We start from the raw sequence: 24,306 nt of genomic DNA, 5'->3' as shown, positions 1-24,306 counted from the left end.
CAGGTCAGGGGCGGGGCGTGTGGGATCGCCGGAGGATCGGATCGCGCGGTCAGGCGGCCTGCGCGGCGTCGGGCAGGTCGTCGACGGCCTCGGCGACGAGGGCGCGCAGGTAGGACCAGGGGAAGATCCCGCGGGCGTGGCCGTCGGAGAACGCGATGTGGACGGCGTAGCCGCCCATCGGTTCGACCCGCGCGACCGCGATGTCGGCGGCGGCCTGAGGAAAGCGTCGCTCGACCCGGTCACGGGTGCACCACGCGCAGCGGCAGCGCAGCCGCAGCCGCTCCGCCGACAGCGTCGCGGTCAGCCCGTCGCGCCATTGCAACCGGAGGCCGGTCCCGCCGCGCGCGAGGGTGGCGGCCTCCGGGATCGCCTCGGGATCGAAGGGGGGCGGGTTCGGAACCCCGGTCGCGTGGTGTGCCATCCGCTCCTCCTCTGTGCCGGCGTCACAGAAGCCGAGGGGCGGGCGATCCGACAGCAATTAGTTGCTAAGAATCTCAGTCAGGCCGCCGGCCGTGGCGACACCGACCGGCTCGGAGACCGGAGCCGGGCCGTCCGCCGCGGCTGCCCGCGGACAGCGACCGTCCGGTGATCCGGACCTACGGCTCGGTCGTCTTCGTCTCGGGCCCGCAGATGCCCCTGAGCGCCGTCCAGGCGGCGCCGGACAGGATCTGGCGTTCGGCCGCCCCAGAGCCCGCCTGGGCGCGGATCGCGGCGGCGCGCTCGCGCGTGAAGGGATGGCTGCGCAGCAGGTCCAGCACGTCGCTCTTCCCGTCGTGCTTGTCCTTGGCGATGCGCTCGAGGATGTCGGCGAGCGCCGCGCCGTTGCCGCCCGCGCGGGTCATGAGGTCGACCGCGTAGGCGTCCGCCGCCCGCTCGGCGTCGCGGCTGTAGCCGGCCGAGAGCACCGCATCGCCCAGCGCGATGATGATGGTCGAGCCGGTCAGGTCCCCCAGGACGAGGCTCAACAGGAACGAGGTGCCCGACGCCCGGATGAGGGAGCGGGTCGGATCGCGTCGGCGGACGTGGCCGAGCTCGTGCGCCAGGACCGCCGCGGCCTCGTCGGCCGAGCGCGCCCGCGCGATGAGGCTCGAGAGCACGATCACGCGGGCGCCCGGCAGGGCGAAGGCGTTGGCCGTGCCGTGCCGGCGCACGCTCACGGCCACCTCGGGAGGCAGCGAGCCCTCCGCCCGACCGGCCGCGACGAGGCGGGCCACGAGCGTGTCGAGCGCGGCGCGGCCGGCCGGTTCCGCGCAGGCCGGCGGGTCGCCGAGGAAGCGCAGGACCTGCGGTTCCGCCACCGCCCCGAGCCGCGACTCGGCCACGTCCGGCACCAGCGGGGCCAGCAGCCCGGCGATCTGCGGGACGCCGAAGACCGCCACGAGCAGGACCGAGAGACCGGCCGCGAGAGACCAGAGCACGAGCCGCACCGTGCCGCCCGAGCGCTCCCGGCGATGGAGGTCCGGGCAGCGCGCCGCGAGCGCGGCGGCGAGCGTCGCGTCCGAGAACTCCACGCGGACCGGCTCGCCGGCCGGACCGATCCGCATCAGCGGCGGCACGGAGACGGCGGCGCGCAGGTCGAGCAGGTTCCAGTCCTCGGCGATTCCGGGCCCGGAGACGCGGAAGCGGTCGTCGAGGCGTAGCGCGACGGGATGTGCCCGCGCGCTGACGCCGTCGAAGTAGCGGCCCTCGACCTCGATCGGCGTCGCGTCGATCGCCTGGGAAGCGCGGGTCAAGCGTCAGAAGCCGATCTGGAGCGCGCCTCCGACGTCGAGCGCGTCGGCGAGGCCCTCCTGCAGACCGCTGCCGGCACCGCGGGACGAGGCGAGGACGGCATCCAGGGCTTCGGGATCCGTCACGGTCGTGCTCGTCGCGACCGCCGCCCACAGGCGAGCCTGCACCACGCGCACGTAGAGCACCGCGAAGAGCGGCGCGCCGACCAGGTAGATGACGACGACGAGCCAGTGGAGCATGCTGAGATCGCCCGCCGCCCGTGCGGCGAAGATCAGCAAAGCCGCGACGAGGCCCAGCACCACCAGGAAGCCCAGGAGCGACAGCATGTAGACGATGTACGGCCAGTAGAACTGCCGCGCCTTCAGGCTCGAGGCGAGGCGGGCGTGACCGAGGCTGGCGGCGCCCATGAACGCCCGCGTCTCGCGGGCGCGGTAGTACGGGAGCAGGAGCAGCGCCGCGGGCACGCAGATGGCGGCCACGAAGCCCATCGCCTGGAGGAGAATGCCGATCTTCGAGGCCGCGTAGGCGGGGTTGAGGATCGTCTGGCCGGCCTTGCCGCCGGGCTTCGGTACCAGGAGGTCCGTGGGCAGCGAGAAATCCGCCGCGACCAGGAGGGCGATCCCGAGCCCGATCAGCGGCCCCAGCCCGACCCCGTACAGCAGGAGCCAGGGACCGAGCACGCTGCGTCCCCGCGCCGTCGAGTGCATCCGGCTGGTCCCGACCAGGGTGTGGTCGATGCGGTAGCGTTCCAGGCTCGCCCGCATGAACGGGAAGGCCAGGCCGAAGGTGACGAGCGTGAGCAGCCACCAGCCGCCCGCGCGGGCCGCGTAGGCGAGGCCCGAGCCGTCCTGCCCGAGGCGGATGCCGCGCCAGAGCGTCCGCATCGCGCGGTAGCGGCGCCCGCGGTAGATCGCGAATTGTCCCAGCAGGAACAGGAACACGAAGGAGATCACCACCGAGAACGGGGCGAGCACGGGCGCGACGAGCGAGAGCGCGAACAGCGCGACGTAGATCGGCACGAGGATCGCGAGCGCGACGAGGAAGCCGAGGAACAGTTCCTTGCCCGTGCCGGTATACTCGGCGGGCGAGCCGTCGAGCGCGGTGCGCTCCCAGAAGAAGCGGCGCAGATTGGTGACGTACCAGAATCTGTAGATGCCGAAGGTCACGATCGAGAGCAGAAAGCCCTTCAGCGCCAGCCAGGTGAGACCTTTGACCCGCGGGTCGAAGGTTACAGCGGCCACGCGCGTGCCCGGAGCGCCGCTCCGCGTGTCGAACTGGGTGCCGGTTGCCAAATTCATGGATCCGTCGATCGTCCCGTCGCGTTTCGCGGCCAGACACTAGGAAGGAAGGCCTGCGCTGACCAGTTCTGCGCGGCCGCAATTCTGTCCCGTCCCCGCAATGTCGTGCAGCGACCGCTCGAAATGCGGGGCGTCGTTAACGCGCGGTCTCCGGTTGCCGGACACGCGTTGCCGGGCGATGCGACCGAGCCGCCTCGACGGGGTGCGCACCGCGCCCGGCCGCCGTTGGGCGCGTCTCTAGCCCAGGACCGACAGAGCGGCCGCGAGGTCGGCGACCAGATCGTCCGGGTGCTCGATCCCGATCGACACCCGGATGGTCGCGTCCGTGATCCCGAGCCGGTCGCGCACCGCCTTCGGCACGCCGGAATGGGTCGTGGAGGCCGGGTGGCTGGCGAGGGACTCGGTTCCGCCCAGGCTGACGGCGAGCTTGAACAGCTGGAGGCCGTTGAGAACCCGGAACGCCTCGGCCTCGCCGCCGACGATGTCGAACGAGAACGTCGAGCCCGGGGCCGCGCACTGCTTGGCGTAGACCTGCGCCTGCCGCGATCCCGGCTCGAGATGCGCGAGATGGTGGAGCCGCGCCACCTTCGGGTGCGCCGCCAGCATCCGGCCGACGATCTCGCCGTTGCGGTTGGCGGCGCTCATCCGCAGCGACAGGGTCTCGAGCGAGCGCCCGAGCATCCAGCAGGAATGCGGGTCGAGACCGGTCCCGATCGCCGAGCGCAGAAGCCGCACCGGCTTCATCCGCGCCGCCGAGCCGAGGGCGGCGCCGGCGATCAGGTCGGAGTGGCCGCCGACATACTTCGTCAGGGAGTAGACCGAGATGTCGGCGCCCTCGCGCAGCGGGTGCTGGAAGAGGGGCCCGAGCAGGGTGTTGTCGCAGACGACGACCGGCGCCTCGCCGCCCTGCCGGGCGCCGATCTCCTCGGCGACCGCCCGGACGAGGCCGAGGTCGACGAGGGTGTTGAGCGGGTTCGAGGGGGTCTCGACCATGACGACGCTGACGCGTCCCGCGCCCGCCGCGCGGTCGGCCGCGGCGCGCACGCTCGCCGGATCGGTGCCGTCGGAGAACCCGAACGGCGCGATGCCGAACCCGGCCAGGGTCTTGGCGATCAGGGTCTCGGTGCCGCCGTACAGGGGTTGCGAGTGCAGGATCGCGTCGCCGGGCCGCGCGAAGGCCAGGATCGTGGTGGCGATCGCCGACATGCCGGAGGAGAAGACCAGCGCGGCCTCGGCCTCCTCGAAGACGGCCAGCCGGTCCTCGACGATCTCGCTGTTCGGGTGATTGAAGCGCGAGTAGACCAACCCCGCCGCCTCGCCGACCGGCGGTTCGCGCCGTCCCGAGACGTAGTCGAAGAAGGCTTTGCCGTGCTCGGCCGAGGTGAACACGAAGGTCGATGTCAGGAAGACCGGCGGCTTCACCGCGCCCTCGGACAGGGCCGGGTCGTAGCCGTAGCCGAGCATCAGCGTCTCGGGGCGGAGCGGGCGGTCGCCGAGCGCCTTCCGGTGGTAGCGGTCGTCGGACATGCTGGCCTCGCTCCGACAGGCCCCCAGCCCGGGGCTGGGCAGCCCGGTTGCGCTCTGACTCCGGGATTCCGGACGCGGGAGCATGGCACAGGCAGGGCCGCTACGGAACGTCGCCGCGGTCCCGACGCGCCGCGGCGGAGGGCGGCCTCGGGTCTCAGCCGGACCGCGCCGCGCCGCCCGAATCCAGGCGCTCCAGGACGCGGGCGACGTCGGCCGTCGTCATCTCCCACTCGTTCTGGAAGTTGGCCACGACGCCGCGCATGAAGCGCGGTTGCAGGCGCTCCGCCTCCGCCGCGTCGCCGAGATGATCCACCAGGATCGCGTAGGCGAGCTGCGAGGACTCGGGACCCTCGTAGCTCCACTCGAAGCCGTTCCGGGAGTAGCACTTGGCCTCGGCCCGATCCGGCAGCGGCGCCCCGTTCACCGTGACGACGATCCCGTCGATCGTCCGGTCCCCGGCATAGACCTTGTCCATCACCGCGCCTCCCGGATCCGGTGGCGCGGGGTGCGGCCGTCGGAGCGGTTGCGCATCACCTCAGGGAAGATCCAGAGGCTGACCACCATGAACGGGCCGAGGAAGGCCACGGCCCAGCGCGGCCCGGTCTGGCCGAGATGGCCCATGTAGAACCAGCCGGCGAGCGCCGCGAGCGCGACGGCGACCGACAGGCCGAACTTGATCGGAAACGGCATGGGATCCCTCCCGGATCGCGCGTGCGGGTCAGAGGACGAAGACGGCGCCGACCTGCTGCAGCAGGCCGAGGGTACCGCAGAGGGCGGCGAGCACGATCGCCAGGCCCGCGACGCCGTCGCGCCAGCGCTGGGGCCAGACGTTGAACAGGCCGGGCGCGAACAGGATGGCGAAGCCGCCCACGATCACGAGGCTCGACCAGCGGAGCTCGGCGGCCCCGTAGGCGAGCATCCCGCCGGTCAGCGCCGCGAGCAGGAGGACGTTGGCCGCGATCAGCGCGAGGCCGAGGGGGCGCGCCCTCAGGTCGGGGCGGGTCTCCAGCGGGAACATCCCGGCCAGCACGTAGAAGCCGGTGCAGGCGACCCCGGCGAAGAGGGCGAACCACGCGAGCGCGGCGACGTTCGGTTCGATCATGTCCATGGCGGCGTTCCGGGCTGCTCGTCAGTCTAGGCGGCGGGTTACGCGGCGGGTCACTCGGCCGCCTGCATGGCGCGGGGGTCGGGGGCACCGGGCGTGCGCGCGGTCTTGCGCATGTTGGTCTTCACGTGGCGCGTGTCGTAGCCGTTAAAGAGCGTTCCGATGAGACCGCGGTTCAGGTCCGAGGTGCCGAACAGCCAGTCCATGATCGGGAAGGTCAGGTTCATGTTCCGCTCCATCATGATCGACTGGTCGTGATGGGCCGTGTGGTGCCGCCGGTTCGTGTTGATGAACGGCATGTTGCGGACGAACCAGTTCTCCTCGACGTGGCAGCAGAAGTGCATGAACTCGTAGATCATGTAGATGCTGGTCGTCGTGGTGATGAACAGCCACCCGACATTGGGCGTGAAGATGTTGCCGAGCACGATGGCGCCGGGGATCGACATCAGCGTGAACGTCGCCAGCGCGTAGGGCGGGAAGAACGTCACCCGGTAGTCCCGGTGGTCGGCGAAGCGCATCTCGTGGTCGGTGAAGAACTGGTGATGCTGCAGCGTGTGCCGATTGTAGACGGCCCGCCCGATCGGATTGCTCTGCGGCCGGTGCATCACGTAGCGGTGGAGCCACCACTCGAAGAAATTGCAGAACAGGAACACGACCGGGACCGTCGCGAGTTCGATCCAGCTCGGCGCGTGGATGTTCGAGACGTAGATGTACAGGGCCGTCAGGCCGATCGTGTAGATGATCGCGATGTGCAGGAAGCCGTTGTACCAGCCGGCCACGCGCTGGCGGTAATTGGCGCGGTAGTTCCGCTGCCGCTCGCTCATGCGGGTGTTGGCAAGTTCCATGATGCGCCTCCTCGCTGGGATGGGGGTGACGCCGCGCCCCCACCGAGATCTGCTATTTTAGAGATACCGTTGATATATCAGTTGTCAACCTGACCGGGCGGCGGCGACGTCGCCACCGCCCGGTCGGGGCCGGTCCGGTCAGTGCGAGATGGCTTCCAGGGACTTGCCCTTGGTCTCGATGCCGAGGAACCCGACGCTCGCGGCGGCGATGACGAACGAGCCGGCGCCCAGGGCGAAGACGCCGCCGTGGCCGAGCACCGGCAAGATCAGGCCGATGGCGAAGGGCCCGATGAGCGAGCCGACGCGGCCGATGGCCGAGGCGCAGCCGGCCCCGGTGGCGCGCGCCCGCGTCGGGTAGAGTTCGGGCGTGTAGGCGTAGAGCACCGACCACATGCCGAACAGGAAGAACTGCATCATCAGCCCGTAGGCGATGAGCCATCCGAAAGACGGCGAGTGACCGTACAGGTAGGCGGCGACGGCGCTGCCCAGGAGCATCAGGACCGCGGTGGGCTTGCGGCCCCAGCGCTCGACGAGGATCGCCGAGGCGATGAAGCCCGGCACGCCCGCGAGCGAGATCAGGATCGTGTAGGTGACCGACTTGGCGACGCTGTAGCCGGCCTCCTGCAGGAGCGCGCCGAGCCAGGTGGTGAGGCCGTAGAAGCCCAAGAGGGCGAAGAACCACGTCAGCCAGATCATCACCGTGCGGCTGGCGTAGCCGGGGCTCCAGAGTTCGAGGAACGAGAAACGCCGCTCGCCCCGCGCCGGCTCGGGCAGGACGGTCGGCTCCGGAAGCGGACGCCCGTCGAGGCGCAGGGCGACCTGCCGCTCGATCTGCGCCATCACCCGGTCCGCCTCCGCGTGCCGGCCGCGGTCGGCGAGCCAGCGGGGCGATTCCGGTACCAGGAAGCGGATCACGAACAGGAACAGCGCCGGCACGGCCTGCGCGAGGAAGACAGCGCGCCAGTCGAAATAGCTGAGCAGCACGTAGCTGAGGCAGCCGGCCGCGATGAAGCCGAGCGGCCAGAACCCTTCCATGATGGCGAGGTAGCGGCCGCGCTTGGCGGTCGGCAGGAACTCCGAGACGATGGCGAGCGCCACCGGGAACTCCATGCCCATGCCGAAGCCGAGCAGCAGGCGGGCATAGCCCAGCATCGTCGCGTCCGGGGCGTAGGCGCACCAGAGGCTGCCGAGCCCCCAGAACACCATGCTGATCTGGAAGACCACCTTCCGCCCGAACCGGTCGGCGAGCATGCCCGACAGGGCCGCGCCCGCGAACATGCCGATGAAGCTCATGCTCGAGAGCAGTCCCGCCTGGGCGGTCGTCAGGCCGAACTCGGTCTTGATCGATCCGAGGAGGAAGGTGAGCGAGCCGAGATCGATCGAATCGAAGAACCACGCCGTGGCAATGATGAGGAAGATGTTGCGCTGGAAGGCGGTCATCGGCAGCCGCTCGAGGCGCGCCGCGATCAGCGCGCCCGACCCGACCGCGGCGCGAGCGGTGGCGTCCGCGGTCACCCGGTCCGGCAGCACGTCGCCGGCGGAAATCGCTACAGGCCCTGCCATGGCTCAACCTCCCTCGCAGTTATATGCGGAGAGTCGTCATGCAGGATATTACTAAGATGCGCAAGATATATCAGACGTATGCCCTTGCGCGATTCGCGGGCCCGCCCCATGCACGCGGATGGCGGCGTGGTGTGCGGGCCCGGCCGTGGCGGGGGTGTCGTCCATGAACTTCGTGACCGGGAAGACGACGTCCGTCCGCGCCGCCGAGCCGGGCCGCAAGCGGGCGCGGAAGGCCGTGAAAGGGGCGTCCCAGGAGGTGTCCCAGGAGGCCGCCCAAGAGGCACCCCATGCCGCGGGCGGCAACGACGATCTGCCCGACCTGACGCTGACCGACCGGGCCTACCAGCAGCTGGAAGAGATGATCACGACCCTGGTGCTCCCGCCCGGCCTCGTGCTCGGCGAGCAGAACCTGGTCCAACGGCTCGGGATCGGGCGGACCCCGATCCGGGAAGCCCTTCAGCGCCTCGCGCGCGACGGGCTCGTCGTGGTCATGCCGCGGCGCGGCATCCTGGTGTCGGACATCAACGTGCGCTCGCAGCTGCGGCTCCTTGAGACGCGGCGCGTCCTGGAGCGCCTGATCGCCCGCCTCGCCGCGGAGCGATCCACCCGCGAGGAGCGCGAGGTCTTCGCGGGGCTCGCGCAGGACATGCGCGACGCGGCCGCGGCGTCGGACGATCTGGCGTTCATGCGCCTCGACCGGCAGTTCAACGAGCTGATCGCGACGGCCTCCCGCAACGAGTTCGCCGTGCGCTCGCTGGAGAGCATGGCGGGCCTGTCGCGGCGGTTCTGGTACCAGCACTACAAGCAGGCGGCCGATCTGCCGCTGACCGCCAACCTCCACGCGGACGTCTGCGAGGCGGTCGCGCGTCGCGACGTCGAGGCTGCCGGCGCCGCGTCGGACAGGCTCGTCGACTACATCGAGAGCTTCGCCCGCAAGACGTTGGATCTCTGAGGTCGCGCGACGGGACCCGTGTCGGGCGGTCGGCGCGGCGGTCAGTCAGGGGAGGGGCGGGCGGCGGCCGGCGATCCGGTCCCGGCCGCCCCTCTGTCGTGACCCCTACGACGCGACGCGCCCGGAGCCTCCGAGGCGGGGTGCTCCCGGCGAGCCGGTCACGCGGGGGCTCCCAGAGCGACCGGCTGGGTCGCGCGGCGGTAGATCAGGAGCGTGGCGACGAGGCCGCACGCCCCGCCGAAGGCCATCCACAGCCCGGGGGCCGCGCGGTTGCCTGTCGCCTCGATGAGCCACGTGGAGACGAGGGGCGTGAAGCCGCCGAGGAGCGCCGTCGCCAGCGAGTAGGCGAGGGAGAAGCCGGCCGTGCGCACGCTCGCCGGGATCACCTCGGTCAGCGCGACCACCATCGCGCCGTTGTAGCTACCGTACAGGAAGGACAGCCACAGGAGAGCGATCAGCATGTTCCCGAAGCTCGGGTTGGCCACGAGCCAGCCCAGCACCGGGTAGGCGGTGAGCAGGGTCAGCGCCGAGAACACCAGCAGGAGCGGCTTGCGCCCGATCCGGTCGGACAGGGCCCCCATGACCGGCAGCCAGAACAGGTTCGACAGGGCGGTGCAGAAGGTCACGAGAAGGCTGTCGGTGTCGGACAGCTTGAGCACGGCCTTGCCGAAGGTCGGGGTGTAGACGGTGATCGTGTAGAACGAGATCGTGGTCATGCCGACGAGCAGCATGCCGAGCAGCACGATCTGCCAGTTGCTGGCGAGCGAGCCGAACACCTCCTTCATGGAGGGGCGGTGCTTGCGCTTCAGGAACTCCTCCGTCTCCTCCAGAGACCGCCGGATGTAGAACAGGAACGGCACGATCGCGCAGCCGATGAAGAACGGGATCCGCCAGCCCCAGTCATTCATGTCGGCGAGCGAGAGGGCGTGGTTGAGGATGTAGCCGATCACGGCGGCGAACATGACCGCGACCTGCTGGCTGCCGGACTGCCAGGACACGTAGAAGCCCTTGTTGCCGGGAGTGGCCATCTCCGACAGGTAGACGGAGACGCCGCCGAGCTCGACGCCGGCCGAGAAGCCCTGCAGCAGGCGCCCGACGAGGACCAGGAAGGGCGCGAACAGGCCGATCGTGCCGTAGCCGGGGACGAAGGCGATCAGGATCGTGCCGGCCGCCATGATGCCGAGCGTGACGATCAGCCCCTTCCGGCGGCCGATACTGTCCACGTAGGCGCCGAGGAAGATCGCACCGAGGGGCCGCATCAGGAAGCCGGCGCCGAACGTCACGAAGGTCAGCATCAGCGAGGCGAACTCGTTGCCGACCGGGAAGAAGGTCTTGGAGATGTAGGTGGCGTAGAAGCCGAACAGGAAGAAGTCGAACATCTCCAGGAAGTTGCCGCTGGTCACGCGCAGGACCGTGGCGACTTTGGAACTCGACGGATGGGCCTGTATCATTGCTGTCTCCCTCAGGCGCCGGAGCGGTCGCAACCGCACGAGGGAAGCGTCGGTTCTGAACGGCTGACGATCGCTCGTGGCGATCGGGCTGCAGCCGCAAACCAATCCTCCCATGTATTCGCGCCGACTTCGCAGCGCTTGACGCCGCTATACGCCGGTCAACCTGTCACGAAGCTGTCGCGGGACCCGGTCTCAGCGGCCTTCCACGGCGCGCCGCCAGCGCCGCAGCATGCGGGCGTGCCGGATCTGGTCGAGATTGGCCAGCAGCTCCGGCCCGACCGGGACCGGCCGCAGGGCCGGGGCGGACGCGACCGGGTCGTCGGCCCGGCGGGCATCCGTCCGGGCCGGCGTGAGCGACCGGGCGGCGAGCCGCGCCTGCCCCTCGCGGGAGAGCATGTAGTCGAGGAACATGCGGGCTGCGGCGGGATGCGGCGCGTCCTTCGCGATGAAGGCGATCCGCGAGACGAGGAGCGTGTAGTCCGTGGGCAGCACGAGGCCGATCGCCGGATCGTGCCGGGCCCGCTCGAGGGCGTAGGCGCCGAACACGCCGTAGGCGAGGACGGCCTCGCCCGCGGCGATGCGGTCGAGCATGGTCTCCGTCCGGGTGTAGAGCTTCACGCCGGCCTGCCCGAGGGCGGAGACGAGGTCCCACGTCCGGGGCGTCACGTCCGCGTCCTGCGCGAGGATGAGCGAGCCGACGCCGCTCCGCTCCGGATCGTAGGCGGCGACCTTCCCCTGCCACGTCTCGGGGTGGTCCGTCAGGGCTCGGATCAGGTCGGCGCGGGTCTGGGGAACCTGCTCCGGCGGGAGGAGCGTCCTGTTGTAGGCGATGGCGATCGGCTCGGCCGTGACGCCGAAGGCCTCGTTGCGCCACACGGCCCAGGCCGGCAGGGAGGCCGCCTCTGGGGACGCGTAGTGGGCGGCGTAGCCGTCGTTCACCAGCTTGATCTGGCGATCCATGGCGGAACTCCACACGATGTCCGCCTCGACCGCGCCGGCCGCGGCCTCCTCCACGAAGCCGTCGTACAGGGTCGCGGAGTTCATCTTGGTGTAGGAGACCGCCACGCCGGGTTGGGCCTCGCGGAAGCCCGCGAGGAGGTCGGCGACCTCGGCCTCGTCGGTCGTCGCCCGCACGACCACGACGGTCTCGCCGCGGGCCGCGGCGGACCCGGTCCCCTCGGCCGCCGGAGACGGTTCGACCTGTGCCGAGGCCGGGCCCGGACCGGCCATCAGCAGCAGGACGAGGCCGACGACAGCGGGAGCGCGCACCAGGGTCTGCCCTTCGAGAGCCGCGGGAGTCCCCGCAGCTTCGCCGTGCAGAGACCGGGCGGGAATGCTAGACTCGGAGGACCGCTTCGGCCAACACGATCGATGACGGGAGGAGCATGCGCGTTCTGGTCGTCGAGGACGATGCCGCCCTGGCGCGCGGCCTCGTCGCCGCCCTCCGGCACGGCGGATACGCCGTCGACCACGAGGCGGACGGAGCGGACGCGGTGCAGCTCGCGCTGAGCGAGCCCTACAGCCTCATCGTCCTGGACCTCGGCCTGCCGGGCCTGCCGGGCTTCGAGGTCCTCAAGGCCGTCCGGGCGGCCGGCTCGACCGTTCCGGTCATGATCCTGACCGCGCGCGACGCCATCAGCGACCGCGTCCGCGGGCTCGATCTCGGGGCGGACGATTACCTGCTCAAACCGTTCGACCTCGCCGAGTTCGAGGCGCGGGTGCGGGCGCTCGTCCGCCGCGGGCAGGCGGTGCCGAACCCGGTCCTGCGCTGCGGCGCGCTGGAGCTCGACCGGGCCGCGGGCACCGTGACCCTCGGCGGGGCGCCCGTCGCGCTGCGCCGCCGGGAACTCGCCGTCCTGACCATCCTGATGACGCGCGCCGGGAAACCCGTCCCGAAGGAACGGCTCAGCGCCGAGATCTTCGGCTTCGACGAGGCGGTCGCCCCGAACGCCCTCGAACTCTACGTCGCCCGCCTGCGGAAGAAGTTGCAGCCGGACGGGCCCGAGATCCGCACGATCCGCGGCCTCGGCTACCTGCTGATGCCGGTGTGACCCCGCCGCGCGCGCCCTCGATCCGGCGGCGCCTGCTCGTCCGCATGCTGCTCCCGGCCCTGGCGCTCGCGCTGCTGCTCGGCTTCGCCGGCGCGCTCGTGATCCGGAACGTCGTGGAGACGACGCATGACCGCCTGCTCGACGGGTCCGTCCTGGCGATCGCCGAGCGGCTGACCGTGGAGGACGGCGAGGTGTCGGTCGACCTGCCCCGCGTCGCCCTCGGGATGCTGGAGAGCCAGGCGCAGGACCGGATCTACTACAGCGTCACCTACGGCGGGGCGCTGGTGACCGGCTATCGCGACCTCCCGGTCCTGGACGTCGATACGCTCCCGCTCGGGGTGACGAACCATCGCGACGGCATCGTCCGCGGGGCGGCCGTGCGGATCGCCGCCCAGGCCCGGCGGGTCTACGGTAAGCCGGACCCGGTCCTCGTCCAGGTCGCCGAGACGCGCGAGTCCCGCCAGGGTCTGGAGCGACGCCTGCTCGCCGGGCTCGCGCTGGCCGAGCTGGGGCTGATGGGCCTGATCGGGGCCCTGTCGTGGTACAGCATCGACAGCAGCCTGAGGCCGCTGACCCGGCTGAGCGACGCGATCGACCGGCGGGCGGTCCCGGGCGCGATCAACCTGCAGCCGCTCGACGTGGCCGGGGTGCCCCGCGAGGCGCTGGCCCCGGTGCTCGCCCTCAACACGCTGCTCGAGCGCCTGGAGCAGGCGATCGCGGGGGAGCGCACCTTCACGTCGGACGCCTCGCACCAGCTGCGGACGCCGCTCGCCGTGCTCAGGATGCACGTGGAACTGCTCCGCAGGATCACGCCCGGGGAACCGGCCCACGCCGCGGCGATCGACGATATCGACGGAGCCGCGCGGCGCCTGGAACGCTTGCTCGCGCAACTGATCGCGCTCGCCCGCGCCGATGCGGGCGCGGCCGCCACGGACGCCGCCGCGGCGATCACCGACCTGAACGACATCGCGGCCCGCGTGGTCACGGAGCAGGTGCCCCACGCCCTCGCGCGCGGGGGCGAGATCGTCCTCGATCGCCCCGACGGCGCGGTGCCGGTCGTGGGCGATCCGTTCATCGTCGGCGAGATCCTCACCAATCTCGTGGACAACGCGATCCGCTACAACCGTCCCGAAGGCACCACCGTCGTCCGTGTCCGGCGCACGGAGACGGGCGCCTGCCTGGACGTCGAGGACGAGGGCCCGGGCATACCGCCGGAGGTGCGCGAGAAGGTCTTCGAGCGATTCTACCGTGTCGCGACGCGAGACGGTCCTGACGGCAGCGGCCTCGGGCTCGCGATCGTCCGAGCCCTCGCTGACCGGATCGGCGGGGCGGTCACGCTCGGTTCCCGCGCAGGCGGATCGGGACTGGTCGCGCGGGCGAGCTTCCGCGCGCCGTAGTCGCTGTACGGGACGACGGTCCGGTGCGTTCGGCCTTGTCCGGCCGTCCGACCCCGGTCGCCTTCGCCGTGGTTGCCTGCTCGGATCTGCGCCGGCCTGCTCTCGTGCCCGGCCGGAACAGGCCAACGCCCTCCGGTAAGCTGAAGCCGGCGGGGAGCTGCGCACCTGCGCGCCGGCGTCTCGGACACGTCATCCGATCACGGCACTTGAAAGATACCGCACGGTAGGTATCTTCGAGGCGGGGACGATTCCCGTCACTCCTGGGAAGGGGCCATGGCGACCGCCTATCATCGCAAGAAGCGGCCCGAGCTCGTCCGGCGCGCGCTGCTCGATTGCGCAGCCAAGCTCGCGCTGGAACAGGGCCTGTCCGCCGTCACCGTGCAGGCGGTCTGCCACGCCGCCGGGGTGACCAAAGGGGCCCTGTTCCACCACTTCCCGAGCAAGCAGGCCCTGGTCGAGGGCGTCGTCGCCGACCTGATCGCGCAGCTCGACGCGGAGATCGACGCGGCGATGGCGAAGGATCCCCGGCCGTACGGCCGGTACACCCGCGCCTACGTCGACATCACGCTGCACGACCCGATGATGACCGAGGGCAGCCAGTGGGCCGCTCTCCACATCTCGATCCTCGCCGAGCCGCCCCTGCGCCGCATGGTGTCGGCCTGGTTCGCGGAACGCCTGCACCGCCACCGCGACACCGACGGGAGCGCCGACCTCGAGTTCGTCCGGCTCGCCGCCGACGGCGCGTGGCTCGCCTACCTCGTGCGCGAGAAGCCGAGCGACCCGGTCCCCGCCCTCGACGCGCTCCGCGACCGCCTCGTCGCGATGACATTGGCTGAACCGTCCGCGCACCCGGGCGGCGACCGGGACTGAGCCATGGGATCGACCTCGATGGATGGGTTCGCCCCCGCCCGCGGCGCGGACGGGCCGGGCGATGCCGCGGAATACGGCGACCTGGCCGCGCGGCACGTCTCCGTCGCTCGGATCCTGACACTGTTCCGCCCCTACGCGGGCCGGATCGCGCTCGTCATCGGGCTGATCGCGCTCGCCTCCGCCGCGGGGCTCGCCGCCCCGTTCCTGCTCCGCGAGATCGTCGACGTCGCGCTGCCGCGCGCCGACCTCGGACTGCTCGGCCGGCTCGCCGTCGGCATGGTCGGCCTCGCCGCGCTCGGGGCGGGCATCGGCGTGCTGCAGGCCCTCGTCACCGCGAAGGTCGGGCAGGCCCTCATGCACGACCTCCGGGTCCGCGTGTACGCGCACCTGCAGTCGCTTCCGCTCGGGTTCTTCACGGCGACCCGCTCCGGCGACATCCAGTCCCGCATCGCGAGCGACATCGGCGCCCTCCAGGCGCTGGTCACCCACACGGCGGGTGAGGCCACGCGCAACGCCAGCGCGGTGGTGATGACCGCCGCGGCCATGCTGCTGCTGGAATGGCGGCTCGCCCTGTTCTCGTTCCTGGTCCTGCCGCCGGCGACCTGGATCAGTGTCCGCGTCGGCCGGCTGCGCGAGGAGACAACCTACGCGCAGCAGGAACGCATCGCCGAGATGACGTCCGCGGTGCAGGAATCCCTCTCGGTCTCCGGCATCGTCCTCGCCCGCACGATGGGCCGCGTCCCGCATCTCGCGGAGCGCTTCGCGCGGGCCTCGCGCGCGGTGGCGAACCTGGAGGTCCGGTCCCACACGGCCGGGCAGTGGCAGTGGTCGGTCATCGACCTCGTGCTGCAAGCCCTGCCGGCCCTGACCCTGTTCCTCGGCGGCTGGATGGCGGGCGCCGGGACGACCATGACCATCGGCACCCTCGTCGCGATGATCGCGCTGCAGGAGCAGATGCTGTTCCCGCTGGAAGAGGTCCTGCGCACGGGCGTCGAGGCCCGGAAGACGCGGGCCCTGTTCGCGCGCATCTTCGAGTACCTCGACAAGCCGGTCGGCATCACCGAGCGGCCCGACCCCGTCACCCTCGACCCCGCCGAGGTCGCCGGCCACGTGCGCCTCGACGACGTGACGTTCTCCTACGACCGAGCCGGCCCCGCGACGATCGCCGGCGTCACGCTCGATATCCCCGCCGGGTCGCACACCGCCATCGTCGGCGCGACCGGCTCGGGCAAGTCCACCCTCGGCCATCTCCTGGCCCGGCTCTACGACGTCGATGGCGGCGCCGTGCTCTACGACGGCGTCGACGTGCGCGACCTGAGTCTCGCCTCCCTCTCCGAGGTGCTCGGGGTCGTGACGCAGGACCCGTTCCTCCTCCATGCCAGCGTGGCCGAGAACCTGCTCTTCGCCCGGCCGGATGCGACGGTCGCCGAGATGGTCGCGGCGGCCCGGACGGCCCAGTTGCACGACATGGTCGCCGCCCTGCCGGACGGGTACGACACGCTGGTGGGCGAGCGCGGGCACCGCTTCTCGGGCGGCGAGCGGCAGCGCCTCTCGCTGGCACGGACCATCCTGCGCGACCCGCGCGTGCTGCTGCTCGACGAGGCGACGAGCGCCCTCGACACGGCGACGGAGCGGGCGATGGTCGAGGCCCTTGCCCGTCCAGGCAAGCCCCGCACGACCATCACCGTCGCCCACCGCCTCTCGACCGTCCGCCGGGCCGACCAGATCGTCGTGCTCGATCGGGGGCGCGTGGTCGAATGCGGCACGCACGAAGCCCTGCTCGCCCGCGGAGGCGCCTACGCGCGCCTCGTGCGCAAGGCGGCCTGACGACCACGATTCCAGGACGGATCTCCATGCCTTCACACGCACCGGCCCGGCGGTCGCCGACCCTCGCCGCCCTCGGCCTCGTCGCGGCGCTCGCCCTGCAGGGCTGCAAGCCCGGGGCGGACGGTCAGGCACCGGGCGGTCCCGGATCGGCGGGTTCGCCGCCCGACGTCTCGACCGCTCGGGCCGAGCCCGGGACGGTGCCCCGCACCCTCGACCTGCCGGGTCGCCTCACCTCCACGCGGGTCGCCGAGGTCCGGGCCCAGGTCGCCGGCATCATCCAGGAGCGCGCTTTCGAGGAAGGCAGCCTCGTCCGGAAGGGCGATGTCCTCTTCCGCATCGACCCCGCCGTCTACCGGGCCGAGGTCGATGCCAAGTCCGCGGCCCTCGACCGGGCCGAGGCCACGCGGGTGCAGGCGCTGAAGCAATCCGAGCGCACCGAGACCCTTCTGGAGCGTCAGGCAGCCAGCACCGCCCAGCACGACCTCACGATCGCCGCCCTGCGCCAAGCCGAGGCCGACGTCGCGAGCGCGAAGGCGCAGCTCGCCCGCGCCCGGATCGACCTCGACTACGCGACCGTGCGCGCGCCCATCGCCGGCCGCATCGGCCGGGCCCTCGTCACGGAGGGCGCCCTCGTGGGCCAGGGCGAGGCGACCAAGCTCGCGCTGATCCAGCAGGTCGATCCGATCTTCGCCGATTTCAACGCCCCCGCGGCCGATCCGGGCCGGCTGGCGGAGCGGGCCACGGGCAAGGAGGAGACGGCGGTCCGCCTCGTCCTGCCCGACGGCGCGCTCCACGCCGATGCCGGGCGTCTGCTGTTCACGGATGTGAGCGTCGACCCCGGCACCGGGCAGGTGTCGCTCAGGGCCACGTTCCCGAACCCGAAGGTCGTCCTGCTGCCGGGCACCTATGTCCGTATCCGCCTCGCGCAGGGAATTTTGCCGGGCGCGGTCGTCGTCCCGGCCCAGGCCATCCAGCGGTCGAGCGCCGGCGTCGCGCAGGTCTTCGTGGTCGGGGAGGACAGGATTGTCGCGCTGCGCCCCGTGCGGGCGGGGGCGCTGACGGATGCGGGCTGGATCGTCGAGGACGGGCTCAAGGCCGGCGAGACCGTCGTGGTCGAGGGTTTCCAGCGGATACAGCCCGGCATGGCGGTGAACCCGGCGCCCTGGCAGGGCCCCCGGACGTCCTCCGCCTCCGCGAAGCCCTGACCGCGCCGGGACCGCACCATGACCCGCTTCTTCATCGCGCGCCCGATCTTCGCCTGGGCGATCTCCATCTTCATCGTGCTGGTGGGGGCGATCTCCCTCGCGTTCCTGCCGGTGTCGCAATACCCGGACGTGGCGCCCGTCACGATCCAGGTGAGCGCGACCTATCCCGGTTCTCCGCCCGAGCGGCTCTACGACGGGGTCACGCGCATCATCGAGGAGGAGCTGAACGGCATCCCCGGGCTGATGTACTTCGAGAGCACCAGCGACACGTCCGGCATGGCGCAGATCATGGCGTCCTTCGCGCCGGGCTCGGACCCGTCGAAGGCGACGGTGGCGGTGCAGAACCGGATCAAGCGCATCGAGGCGCGCCTGCCCCGGGCGGTCACGCAGCAGGGCGTCATCGTCGAGGAGGCCAGCACCAGCTTCCTGCAGTTCGTCACCGTCTCCTCGAAGGACGGCTCCTTGAACGAGACCGACCTCGGCGACATCGCCGCCCGCCGCCTCCTCGGCGAGTTGCGACGGGTGCCGGGCGTCGGCCGGGCCACCCTGTTCTCGTCCGAGAAGGCGCTGCGCATCTGGATCGACCCGGTCAAGCTCGTCGGGTTCGGGATGACGCCGGGCGACGTCACGGCCGCGGTGGGTGCGCAGAACGCGCAGGTCGCGTCAGGGACCGTCGGCGCGCAGCCCGCGGCCGAGGGCCAGCGCATCGCCGCGAACGTGCTGGTGAAGGGGCAGCTGACCACGCCCGCCGAGTTCGCGGAGATCGTGCTGCGCGCCAACCCCGACGGGTCGCTCGTGCGCCTGCGCGACGTGGCCGAGGTCGAGCTGGGCGGCCAGTCCTACACGATGCAGACCCGCCTCGACGGGCGCCCGGCCGCCGGCATCGGCATCCAGCTTGCCCCGGGCGCGAATGCGCTCGCGGCCGCCGGCGGCGTCAAGGCGAAGCTCGCCCAGCTCCAGCGCACGCTGCCCGCCAACATCCGGGTGACGGTGCCCTACGACACCACGCCCTTCGTCGAGGTGTCGATCCGGAAGGTGCTGATGACGCTCGCCGAGGCGATGGCCCTCGTCTTCGCGGTGATGTTCCTGTTCCTGCAGAACGTCCGCTACACCCTCATCCCGACCATCGTGGTGCCGGTGGCGCTGCTCGGCACCTGCGGCGCGCTGCTGCTCGCCGGCTTCTCGATCAACGTGCTGACCATGTTCGGCATGGTGCTGGCCATCGGCATCCTCGTCGACGACGCCATCGTGGTGGTCGAGAACGTCGAGCGCATCATGGGCGAGGAGGGGCTCCCGCCGCGGGAGGCCACCGCCAAGGCGATGGGCCAGATCACCGGCGCCATCGTCGGCATCACCTCGGTGCTGGTCGCGGTGTTCGTGCCGCTCGCCTTCTTCCCCGGCTCGGTCGGGGTGATCTACCGGCAGTTCGCCGTCAGCATGGCGACCTCGATCGCCTTCTCGGCCTTCCTGGCCCTCTCGCTGACGCCCGCGCTCTGCGCCACGCTGCTGAAGCCGGTCGAGAAGGGCCACCATCATGCCAAGGGCGGCTTCTTCGGCTGGTTCAACCGCCGCTTCCACGCCGGCACGGGGGCCTACCGGTCCGGCGTGGCGGGCCTGCTGCGCCGGCCCGTTCGGGCGCTCCTGGTGTACGGCCTCCTCGTGGCCGCGCTCGGCTGGGGCTACTGGCGCATGCCGTCGAGCTTCCTGCCCATCGAGGACCAGGGCTACGTCATCGTCGACGCGCAGACCCCGCCGGAATCCGCCACCGGCCGCACGCTCGACGTGGCCAAGCGCATCGAGGAGCACTTCGCCAAGGAGCCCGGCATCGACAGCCAGACGCTGCTCCTCGGGTTCGGCTTCTCGGGCCAGGGGCAGAACGCGGCCATCAACTTCGTCGGGCTGAAGCCCTGGGGCGAGCGCGGACCGCAGGACAGCGCCGACGCCATCACGGCCCGCGCCAACGCCGCCCTCGGCGGCCTGCCCGACGCCATCGCCATGTCGCTCTCGCCGCCGGCCATCGACTCGCTCGGCAATTCGAGCGGCTTCGCCTTCCGCCTCCAGGACAAGGCGCAGCAGGGCCACGACGCCCTGGCGGCCGCGCGCGACCAGCTCGTCAAGGCAGCGTCCCAGAGCCCGATCCTGCAGGGCGTCTACGTCGAGGGCCTGCCGACCGCGCCGCAGATCGAGCTCGTCCTCGACCGGCAGAAGGCCAGCGCGCTGGGTGTCACCTTCGCCGACATCAACGACGCCCTCTCCACGAGCCTGGGCTCGGCCTACGTCAACGACTTCCCGAACCAAACGCGGATGCAGCGGGTGATCGTCCAGGCCGAGGCGGCCCGGCGCATGAAGGCGGAGGATCTGCTCGACCTCAACGTCCGCAACGCCAAGGGGCAGATGGTGCCGTTCCAGTCCTTCGCCCGGGTGCAATGGACGATGGGCCCGTCGCAGGTCGTGGGCTTCAACGGCTACCCGAGCATCAAGATCTCCGGCAGCGCCGCCCCCGGCTACGCCAGCGGCGACGCCATGGCCGAGATGGAGCGGCTGGCGGGGCAGTTGCCGCCGGGCTTCGACTTCGCCTGGACCGGGCAATCGCTGCAGGAGAAGCTGTCGGGCTCCCAGGCGGTCTATCTGCTGGCGCTGGCGCTGTTCTGCGTCTTCCTCTGCCTGGCCGCGCTCTACGAGAGCTGGTCGATCCCGCTCGCCGTGCTGCTCGTGGTGCCGACCGGCGTGGTCGGCGCGGTCTTCGCGATGCTGATGCGGGACATGCCGAACGACGTCTACTTCAAGGTCGGCCTGATCACGGTGATCGGCCTGACCGCGAAGAACGCCATCCTGATCATCGAGGTGGCCAAGGACTTCGTGGCCAGGGGCGTGCCCGTCCGGGAGGCGGCGCTGGAGGCGTGCGAGCTGCGCTTCCGGCCCATCGTCATGACCTCGTTCGCCTTCATCCTCGGCGTCGTGCCGCTCGCCGTCGCGACGGGGGCCAGCATGAACAGCCAGAGGGCCATCGGCACGGGCGTTCTCGGCGGCATGGTCACCGCGACGGTGCTCGCCGTCTTCGTCACGCCGCTCTTCTACGTCCTGATCGCGCGGGTCTTCGGTTCCGTGGCGGCCAGCCAGCCGGAGGCCGGTCCCGTCCGGCGCGGCATCCCGGTGCCCTGAGGGTGCTCATCCTTGCCAGGGGCGCGGCGGGACATCCCTCCGCTGACGCGAGCCGTGCAGCCGCAGGTGACCGACGGGGTCGGGTGGGCTTCCGCGGGTCCGCTTCGGGAACGGCACTCCGGAAAAGATGCCCTTCGCCGCTTGCAGATTTCCCGACCGAGAGCCGGAGGGCTTTCAGGGCGCTTGATCTATCGGCGACCATGTTGTACCGAACGGTACAACATGGTCCTGAGAGGTGATCCCGATGTCCCGACCCCCGCTTCCCCCGTTCACCGAGGAATCCGCGATCCAGAAGGTGCGTCTTGCCGAAGATGGCTGGAACACGCGCGATGCGGCCAAGGTCGCGCAGGCCTATACGCCCGACACGCGCTGGCGGAACCGCGTCGAGTTCGCGACCAATCGCGAGGAGGCGCAAGCTTTCCTCACTCGGAAGTGGAACAAGGAGCACGAATACAGACTGATCAAGCAGTTGTGGGCCTTCACCGGCAACCGTATCGCGGTGCGCTATGCCTACGAGTATCGCGACGACGGCGGGCACTGGTTCCGCGCCTACGGCAATGAGAACTGGGAGTTCGCCGAAGACGGATTGATGGCGCACAGGCATGCCAGCATCAACGAGATGCCGATCACCGAGGCGGAACGGAAGTTCCGTTGGCCGCTCGGGCGCAGACCCGACGATCACCCCTCGCTGAGTGACCTGGGCCTTTGAGCACGAAGCGCGTCCTCACCGAACGTGCCGGTGCCGTGCCGGCACTCGCGGAAGCGTTCCGCGAGCACGGGTTCGAGGGCGCGAGCCTGTCGGTGCTGTCGAAGGCGACTGGCCTCGGCAAGGGCAGCCTCTACAACTTCTTTCCCGGCGGGAAGGAAGAGATGATGGAGGCGGTTCTCGCCGACATAGACGCTTGGTTCGAGAAGGTCATCTTCTCGACGTTGGAGCATGCGCGCGATCCGACAGCGGCCGTCACGTCCATGATCGACGATGTGACGGAATACTTCCGATCCGGCAGGAGAGTCTGTCTCGTCGGCTGCATTGGCCTGAATGCCTCCGGAGCCGTTTTCGCGGAGCGGATAAGGAGCTACTTCGCGCGCTGGATATCGGCTCTGGCCCGGTGCCTGAGAGCCGGCGGCGTTCACGAACCGCAAGCCTCGCAACTCGCTGAGGAGGCGGTTTCGGGGATACAGGGCGCGATCGTGCTGGCGCGAGCCTTAGAGGACGATGCCGTCTTTCTCCGGGTGGTTCATCGACAGCGTTCCGTCTTGATCGATGCATTCGCCAATTCTAGTGCGGAATGATGGAGGTCTGATCATTCGCAGTGGCCTGCCATGACAATTACACATTCAACGATCAGTCGAAATTTGTAACATTTGACGCTCGCGACGAATTGTTCGCCCGATCGAGTGTGCCCGGCGACGATCCGTCTCCACCGCGATCAAGTCCGCATTTCTCGTCGTGAACTGCACTCGGCATATGAGACGGTGACACCGCTGCTTGCATCCGAATGTCCGGTTCGGGGATGCCGCTGAACAGGCCGGAATGGCTGGGTTGGGTCGCGAGGCGTCCGTCCTCTCTTCCGGCAGCCGGCCTTCCGTGCCGATCACCCGGCGTCCGCCAGCATCGGCCGCCGCAGACCGCCCGCACGAGCGTCTCCGACGGGTGAATCTCTGCCGTTCCGTTTCCGAGCTGCAGGGGCATCGGAGCGGACGACTTCGTTCCGCAGGCGCCCCGATCTTCCGTAATCTCGGGGATGGCCGCGGTCGCCATCTGCCTGGCTCGATCGGGCCGACGTCCAGGCCGCACCGAGCCGTGTCGCGGCTCGCAAGCTGAACCAAACTGTCTCGGGAAATCCGGCGTGGTACAGCGATCGCGGCCGCCGGGTGCCGGTCCCTCGATCGACCCGACAGCCGACCGATATTTACCAAGCCGTTCGATGTCCTGGGAAGCTCCGGGGTCAGGTTGCGTAGTTGTCTTGAGACTCAACCACAGGCTGCATAATCTGCGGCTATGCGCGTCACATCCGCCATTGGCCTCGCCTCCGTGTTGCTCTCTGCGGGGTCCGCCGTCGCCTTCGCCCCCGCGCTGTTCGCGGCGGGACCGGCCGCCGTAGCCCAGCTGTGTACGGAGAGTGCAGGGACCGTCTCTTGTGCGAACGGTTATGCGGGCTTCCGAGGCCCCTCGGGGAAGCTCTGGATTGGCAAAGATCGCCGGGGGACCGTGATCGTCAGCATCGATGATCGTCGGAACGATCAGGAGCCATCCCGGCGCGAGCAGGATCACGGACGCTTCGTCCTCGAGCAGGCGTGGTGAGGCTCGGATCTTTCGCCCGTCGCCGCTGCCGTGCAGTTGAGACCCGGGTCGTGGCGTGACGGGCGGTGGCTCTCTCGGAGCGCCGCCAGTGACGAGGCCGCGAACCGGAAACTTGGTCAGGCCGTGGGCGCCTCACGCCTTATCGGAGGCCGATCCAGCAGATCGCGCATCCTGCGGGTCGATGGGGTCATCGATGGGTCAGGGCTGACCGGCCGGCTCCAGACGGGACCGATCGAGAGGATGGGTTGGCGACCCGTCGCAGACGGTCGAGACGTTCCGGCCTGACAGCCAGCCGCGGCCGTGCAGGGTCAGGTTTCCCCACGCTCCAACAGCAGGCGGTAATCGGCCAGGGTCATTGTCCCGGTGTCGCGCGGGTCGATCGCTCGCCGATCGCGGTCGGGCAGAACATCCGCGAACAGATCGATCCTCTTCCAGGCCGGGACCTCGCCCGCTCGTGCCCGCCCCGGCACGAAGCCTGACGCAGCCTCCCGACGGTAACGGTGGATGTAGCGCGGGCAGTTCACGAACACCTCGGCGATATCGATCTTGAGCACCAGCTCGGCGCCAGGATGACGTTCTAGGTCCCTCGCGTCGCGGGCGATCCGCGCCGTGCCGTGGAGGCGCAGGCGGTGCGGCGTCTCGAAGTCGATGAACAGCAGGCCGAGCTTCGGGTTGGTCTTCCGTGAAGGTCCGCGAGAAAAGCAGATGGGGTGGATGGCTCCCGCTCCGACTGACGGCATCTCGGTGCCAAGATGTGGTCGCTGTCGAAGCAGCAGCCACGCTCATGCAGGAGCCATCCCCATGGAGATCACCACCGTCGGCATCGATCTGGCCAAAAGCATCTTTCAGGTTCACGCCGTCGATGCAGCTGGGCACGTCGTCGTTCGGAAGGCGCTGCGGCGGGCGCAGGTCACGCCGTTCTTCGCCAAGCTGCCACGGTGCCTGATCGGCATGGAGGCGTGCGGCACAGCGCACCACTGGGCCCGGGAACTCATAAAGCTCGGCCATGACGTGCGG

21 protein-coding genes and 1 pseudogene are annotated in these 24,306 nt (G+C 70.4%); 10 read left to right on the top strand and 12 right to left on the bottom strand.

Annotated elements, in window-relative coordinates; genetic code table 11:
- Positions 1-49: 49 nt before the first annotated feature.
- The 9 genes from BMY19_RS28255 to BMY19_RS28215 all read right to left on the bottom strand — a co-directional run bounded on the left by BMY19_RS28255 (position 50) and on the right by BMY19_RS28215 (position 8,069).
- Positions 50-421 (bottom strand): DUF971 domain-containing protein, encoded by a 372-nt coding sequence (locus tag BMY19_RS28255; RefSeq protein WP_100253683.1) that lies wholly within the window; start codon positions 419-421, stop codon positions 50-52.
- Between the two features lie 175 nt (positions 422-596).
- On the bottom strand, positions 597-1,733 hold the full coding sequence (locus BMY19_RS28250; protein ID WP_100253682.1) for a M48 family metallopeptidase: 1,137 nt from the start codon (positions 1,731-1,733) through the stop codon (positions 597-599).
- Positions 1,734-1,736: 3 nt separating this feature from the next.
- Positions 1,737-3,029 (bottom strand): YjgN family protein, encoded by a 1,293-nt coding sequence (locus BMY19_RS28245; protein WP_100253681.1) that lies wholly within the window; start codon positions 3,027-3,029, stop codon positions 1,737-1,739.
- Between the two features lie 237 nt (positions 3,030-3,266).
- Positions 3,267-4,556 carry a cystathionine gamma-synthase family protein gene (locus BMY19_RS28240; protein ID WP_020095791.1) on the bottom strand — a complete coding sequence of 430 codons (1,290 nt, stop codon included), beginning with the start codon at positions 4,554-4,556 and terminating at the stop codon, positions 3,267-3,269.
- 154 nt (positions 4,557-4,710) lie between these two features.
- Positions 4,711-5,031, bottom strand: coding sequence for a DUF6166 domain-containing protein (locus BMY19_RS28235; RefSeq protein ID WP_100253680.1), 321 nt, complete (start codon positions 5,029-5,031; stop codon positions 4,711-4,713).
- Positions 5,031-5,246, bottom strand: a complete 216-nt coding sequence (locus BMY19_RS28230) for a hypothetical protein (protein ID WP_020095789.1) — start codon at positions 5,244-5,246, stop codon at positions 5,031-5,033. The genes BMY19_RS28235 and BMY19_RS28230 overlap by 1 nt, the downstream gene beginning before the upstream one ends.
- Before the next feature lie 28 nt (positions 5,247-5,274).
- On the bottom strand, positions 5,275-5,664 hold the full coding sequence (locus tag BMY19_RS28225; RefSeq protein ID WP_100253679.1) for a hypothetical protein: 390 nt from the start codon (positions 5,662-5,664) through the stop codon (positions 5,275-5,277).
- Positions 5,665-5,714: 50 nt separating this feature from the next.
- On the bottom strand, positions 5,715-6,506 hold the full coding sequence (locus BMY19_RS28220; RefSeq protein WP_100253678.1) for a sterol desaturase family protein: 792 nt from the start codon (positions 6,504-6,506) through the stop codon (positions 5,715-5,717).
- A 138-nt stretch (positions 6,507-6,644) separates the two neighbouring features.
- Positions 6,645-8,069: an MFS transporter gene (locus BMY19_RS28215; protein WP_026605338.1), complete on the bottom strand. Its 1,425-nt coding sequence runs from the start codon at positions 8,067-8,069 to the stop codon at positions 6,645-6,647.
- Positions 8,070-8,232: 163 nt separating this feature from the next.
- On the opposite strand from BMY19_RS28215, the gene BMY19_RS28210 reads away from it, so the two are divergent.
- A complete protein-coding gene (locus tag BMY19_RS28210) occupies positions 8,233-9,021 on the top strand; it encodes a GntR family transcriptional regulator (RefSeq protein ID WP_091927999.1) in 789 nt (262 codons plus the stop codon).
- A gap of 158 nt (positions 9,022-9,179) precedes the next feature.
- Here the strand turns inward: BMY19_RS28210 and BMY19_RS28205 are convergent, their stop codons facing one another.
- Together BMY19_RS28205 and BMY19_RS28200 are read right to left on the bottom strand one after the other, a co-directional pair.
- Complete coding sequence (locus tag BMY19_RS28205; RefSeq protein WP_020095784.1) at positions 9,180-10,472, bottom strand: MFS transporter; 1,293 nt, start codon at positions 10,470-10,472, stop codon at positions 9,180-9,182.
- Positions 10,473-10,664: 192 nt separating this feature from the next.
- Entirely contained in the window at positions 10,665-11,741 is a 1,077-nt protein-coding gene (locus BMY19_RS28200) for an ABC transporter substrate-binding protein (protein WP_100253677.1), read from the bottom strand.
- A 116-nt stretch (positions 11,742-11,857) separates the two neighbouring features.
- On the opposite strand from BMY19_RS28200, the gene BMY19_RS28195 reads away from it, so the two are divergent.
- The 8 genes from BMY19_RS28195 (at position 11,858) to BMY19_RS28160 (ending at position 22,277) form a co-directional block, all read left to right on the top strand.
- A complete protein-coding gene (locus BMY19_RS28195) occupies positions 11,858-12,523 on the top strand; it encodes a response regulator (RefSeq protein ID WP_020095782.1) in 666 nt (221 codons plus the stop codon).
- Complete coding sequence (locus BMY19_RS28190) at positions 12,520-13,920, top strand: sensor histidine kinase (protein WP_170863069.1); 1,401 nt, start codon at positions 12,520-12,522, stop codon at positions 13,918-13,920. The genes BMY19_RS28195 and BMY19_RS28190 overlap by 4 nt, the downstream gene beginning before the upstream one ends.
- A 273-nt stretch (positions 13,921-14,193) precedes the next feature.
- Complete coding sequence (locus BMY19_RS28185; protein WP_020095780.1) at positions 14,194-14,790, top strand: TetR/AcrR family transcriptional regulator; 597 nt, start codon at positions 14,194-14,196, stop codon at positions 14,788-14,790.
- An 18-nt stretch (positions 14,791-14,808) separates the two neighbouring features.
- Positions 14,809-16,617: an ABC transporter ATP-binding protein gene (locus tag BMY19_RS28180; protein WP_100253676.1), complete on the top strand. Its 1,809-nt coding sequence runs from the start codon at positions 14,809-14,811 to the stop codon at positions 16,615-16,617.
- Between the two features lie 26 nt (positions 16,618-16,643).
- Entirely contained in the window at positions 16,644-17,822 is a 1,179-nt protein-coding gene (locus BMY19_RS28175) for an efflux RND transporter periplasmic adaptor subunit (protein WP_100253675.1), read from the top strand.
- An 18-nt stretch (positions 17,823-17,840) separates the two neighbouring features.
- On the top strand, positions 17,841-20,984 hold the full coding sequence (locus tag BMY19_RS28170; RefSeq protein ID WP_100253674.1) for an efflux RND transporter permease subunit: 3,144 nt from the start codon (positions 17,841-17,843) through the stop codon (positions 20,982-20,984).
- Between the two features lie 244 nt (positions 20,985-21,228).
- Positions 21,229-21,693, top strand: coding sequence for a nuclear transport factor 2 family protein (locus BMY19_RS28165; protein WP_020095776.1), 465 nt, complete (start codon positions 21,229-21,231; stop codon positions 21,691-21,693).
- Positions 21,690-22,277, top strand: a complete 588-nt coding sequence (locus BMY19_RS28160; protein ID WP_020095775.1) for a TetR/AcrR family transcriptional regulator — start codon at positions 21,690-21,692, stop codon at positions 22,275-22,277. Before BMY19_RS28165 ends, BMY19_RS28160 begins: the two co-directional genes overlap by 4 nt.
- A 1,320-nt stretch (positions 22,278-23,597) precedes the next feature.
- On the opposite strand, the gene BMY19_RS28150 is transcribed toward BMY19_RS28160, so the two are convergent.
- Positions 23,598-24,029, bottom strand: a complete 432-nt coding sequence (locus BMY19_RS28150; RefSeq protein WP_107351057.1) for a pyridoxamine 5'-phosphate oxidase family protein — start codon at positions 24,027-24,029, stop codon at positions 23,598-23,600.
- 61 nt (positions 24,030-24,090) lie between these two features.
- On the opposite strand from BMY19_RS28150, the pseudogene BMY19_RS28145 reads away from it, so the two are divergent.
- A pseudogene (locus tag BMY19_RS28145) lies at positions 24,091-24,306 on the top strand (IS110 family transposase); the annotation flags it as partial.

It is taken from the genome of Methylobacterium sp. UNC300MFChir4.1, assembly GCF_900110155.1.
Classification (GTDB): Bacteria; Pseudomonadota; Alphaproteobacteria; order Rhizobiales; family Beijerinckiaceae; genus Methylobacterium.
This window is presented reverse-complemented; position numbering and strand designations above follow the sequence as displayed.

What these genes read in the sequence shown, in the direction of transcription:
- BMY19_RS28170 (WP_100253674.1), top strand. Translation starts at nt 17,841, where the DNA reads ATGACCCGCTTCTTCATCGCGCGCCCGATCTTCGCCTGGGCGATCTCC.
- BMY19_RS28220 (WP_100253678.1), bottom strand. Translation starts at nt 6,506, where the DNA reads ATGGAACTTGCCAACACCCGCATGAGCGAGCGGCAGCGGAACTACCGC.
- BMY19_RS28240 (WP_020095791.1), bottom strand. Translation starts at nt 4,556, where the DNA reads ATGTCCGACGACCGCTACCACCGGAAGGCGCTCGGCGACCGCCCGCTC.
- BMY19_RS28175 (WP_100253675.1), top strand. Translation starts at nt 16,644, where the DNA reads ATGCCTTCACACGCACCGGCCCGGCGGTCGCCGACCCTCGCCGCCCTC.
- BMY19_RS28255 (WP_100253683.1), bottom strand. Translation starts at nt 421, where the DNA reads ATGGCACACCACGCGACCGGGGTTCCGAACCCGCCCCCCTTCGATCCC.
- BMY19_RS28185 (WP_020095780.1), top strand. Translation starts at nt 14,194, where the DNA reads ATGGCGACCGCCTATCATCGCAAGAAGCGGCCCGAGCTCGTCCGGCGC.
- BMY19_RS28245 (WP_100253681.1), bottom strand. Translation starts at nt 3,029, where the DNA reads ATGAATTTGGCAACCGGCACCCAGTTCGACACGCGGAGCGGCGCTCCG.
- BMY19_RS28150 (WP_107351057.1), bottom strand. Translation starts at nt 24,029, where the DNA reads ATGCCGTCAGTCGGAGCGGGAGCCATCCACCCCATCTGCTTTTCTCGC.
- BMY19_RS28230 (WP_020095789.1), bottom strand. Translation starts at nt 5,246, where the DNA reads ATGCCGTTTCCGATCAAGTTCGGCCTGTCGGTCGCCGTCGCGCTCGCG.
- BMY19_RS28195 (WP_020095782.1), top strand. Translation starts at nt 11,858, where the DNA reads ATGCGCGTTCTGGTCGTCGAGGACGATGCCGCCCTGGCGCGCGGCCTC.
- BMY19_RS28215 (WP_026605338.1), bottom strand. Translation starts at nt 8,069, where the DNA reads ATGGCAGGGCCTGTAGCGATTTCCGCCGGCGACGTGCTGCCGGACCGG.
- BMY19_RS28165 (WP_020095776.1), top strand. Translation starts at nt 21,229, where the DNA reads ATGTCCCGACCCCCGCTTCCCCCGTTCACCGAGGAATCCGCGATCCAG.
- BMY19_RS28225 (WP_100253679.1), bottom strand. Translation starts at nt 5,664, where the DNA reads ATGGACATGATCGAACCGAACGTCGCCGCGCTCGCGTGGTTCGCCCTC.
- BMY19_RS28210 (WP_091927999.1), top strand. Translation starts at nt 8,233, where the DNA reads ATGAACTTCGTGACCGGGAAGACGACGTCCGTCCGCGCCGCCGAGCCG.
- BMY19_RS28180 (WP_100253676.1), top strand. Translation starts at nt 14,809, where the DNA reads ATGGATGGGTTCGCCCCCGCCCGCGGCGCGGACGGGCCGGGCGATGCC.
- BMY19_RS28235 (WP_100253680.1), bottom strand. Translation starts at nt 5,031, where the DNA reads ATGGACAAGGTCTATGCCGGGGACCGGACGATCGACGGGATCGTCGTC.
- BMY19_RS28205 (WP_020095784.1), bottom strand. Translation starts at nt 10,472, where the DNA reads ATGATACAGGCCCATCCGTCGAGTTCCAAAGTCGCCACGGTCCTGCGC.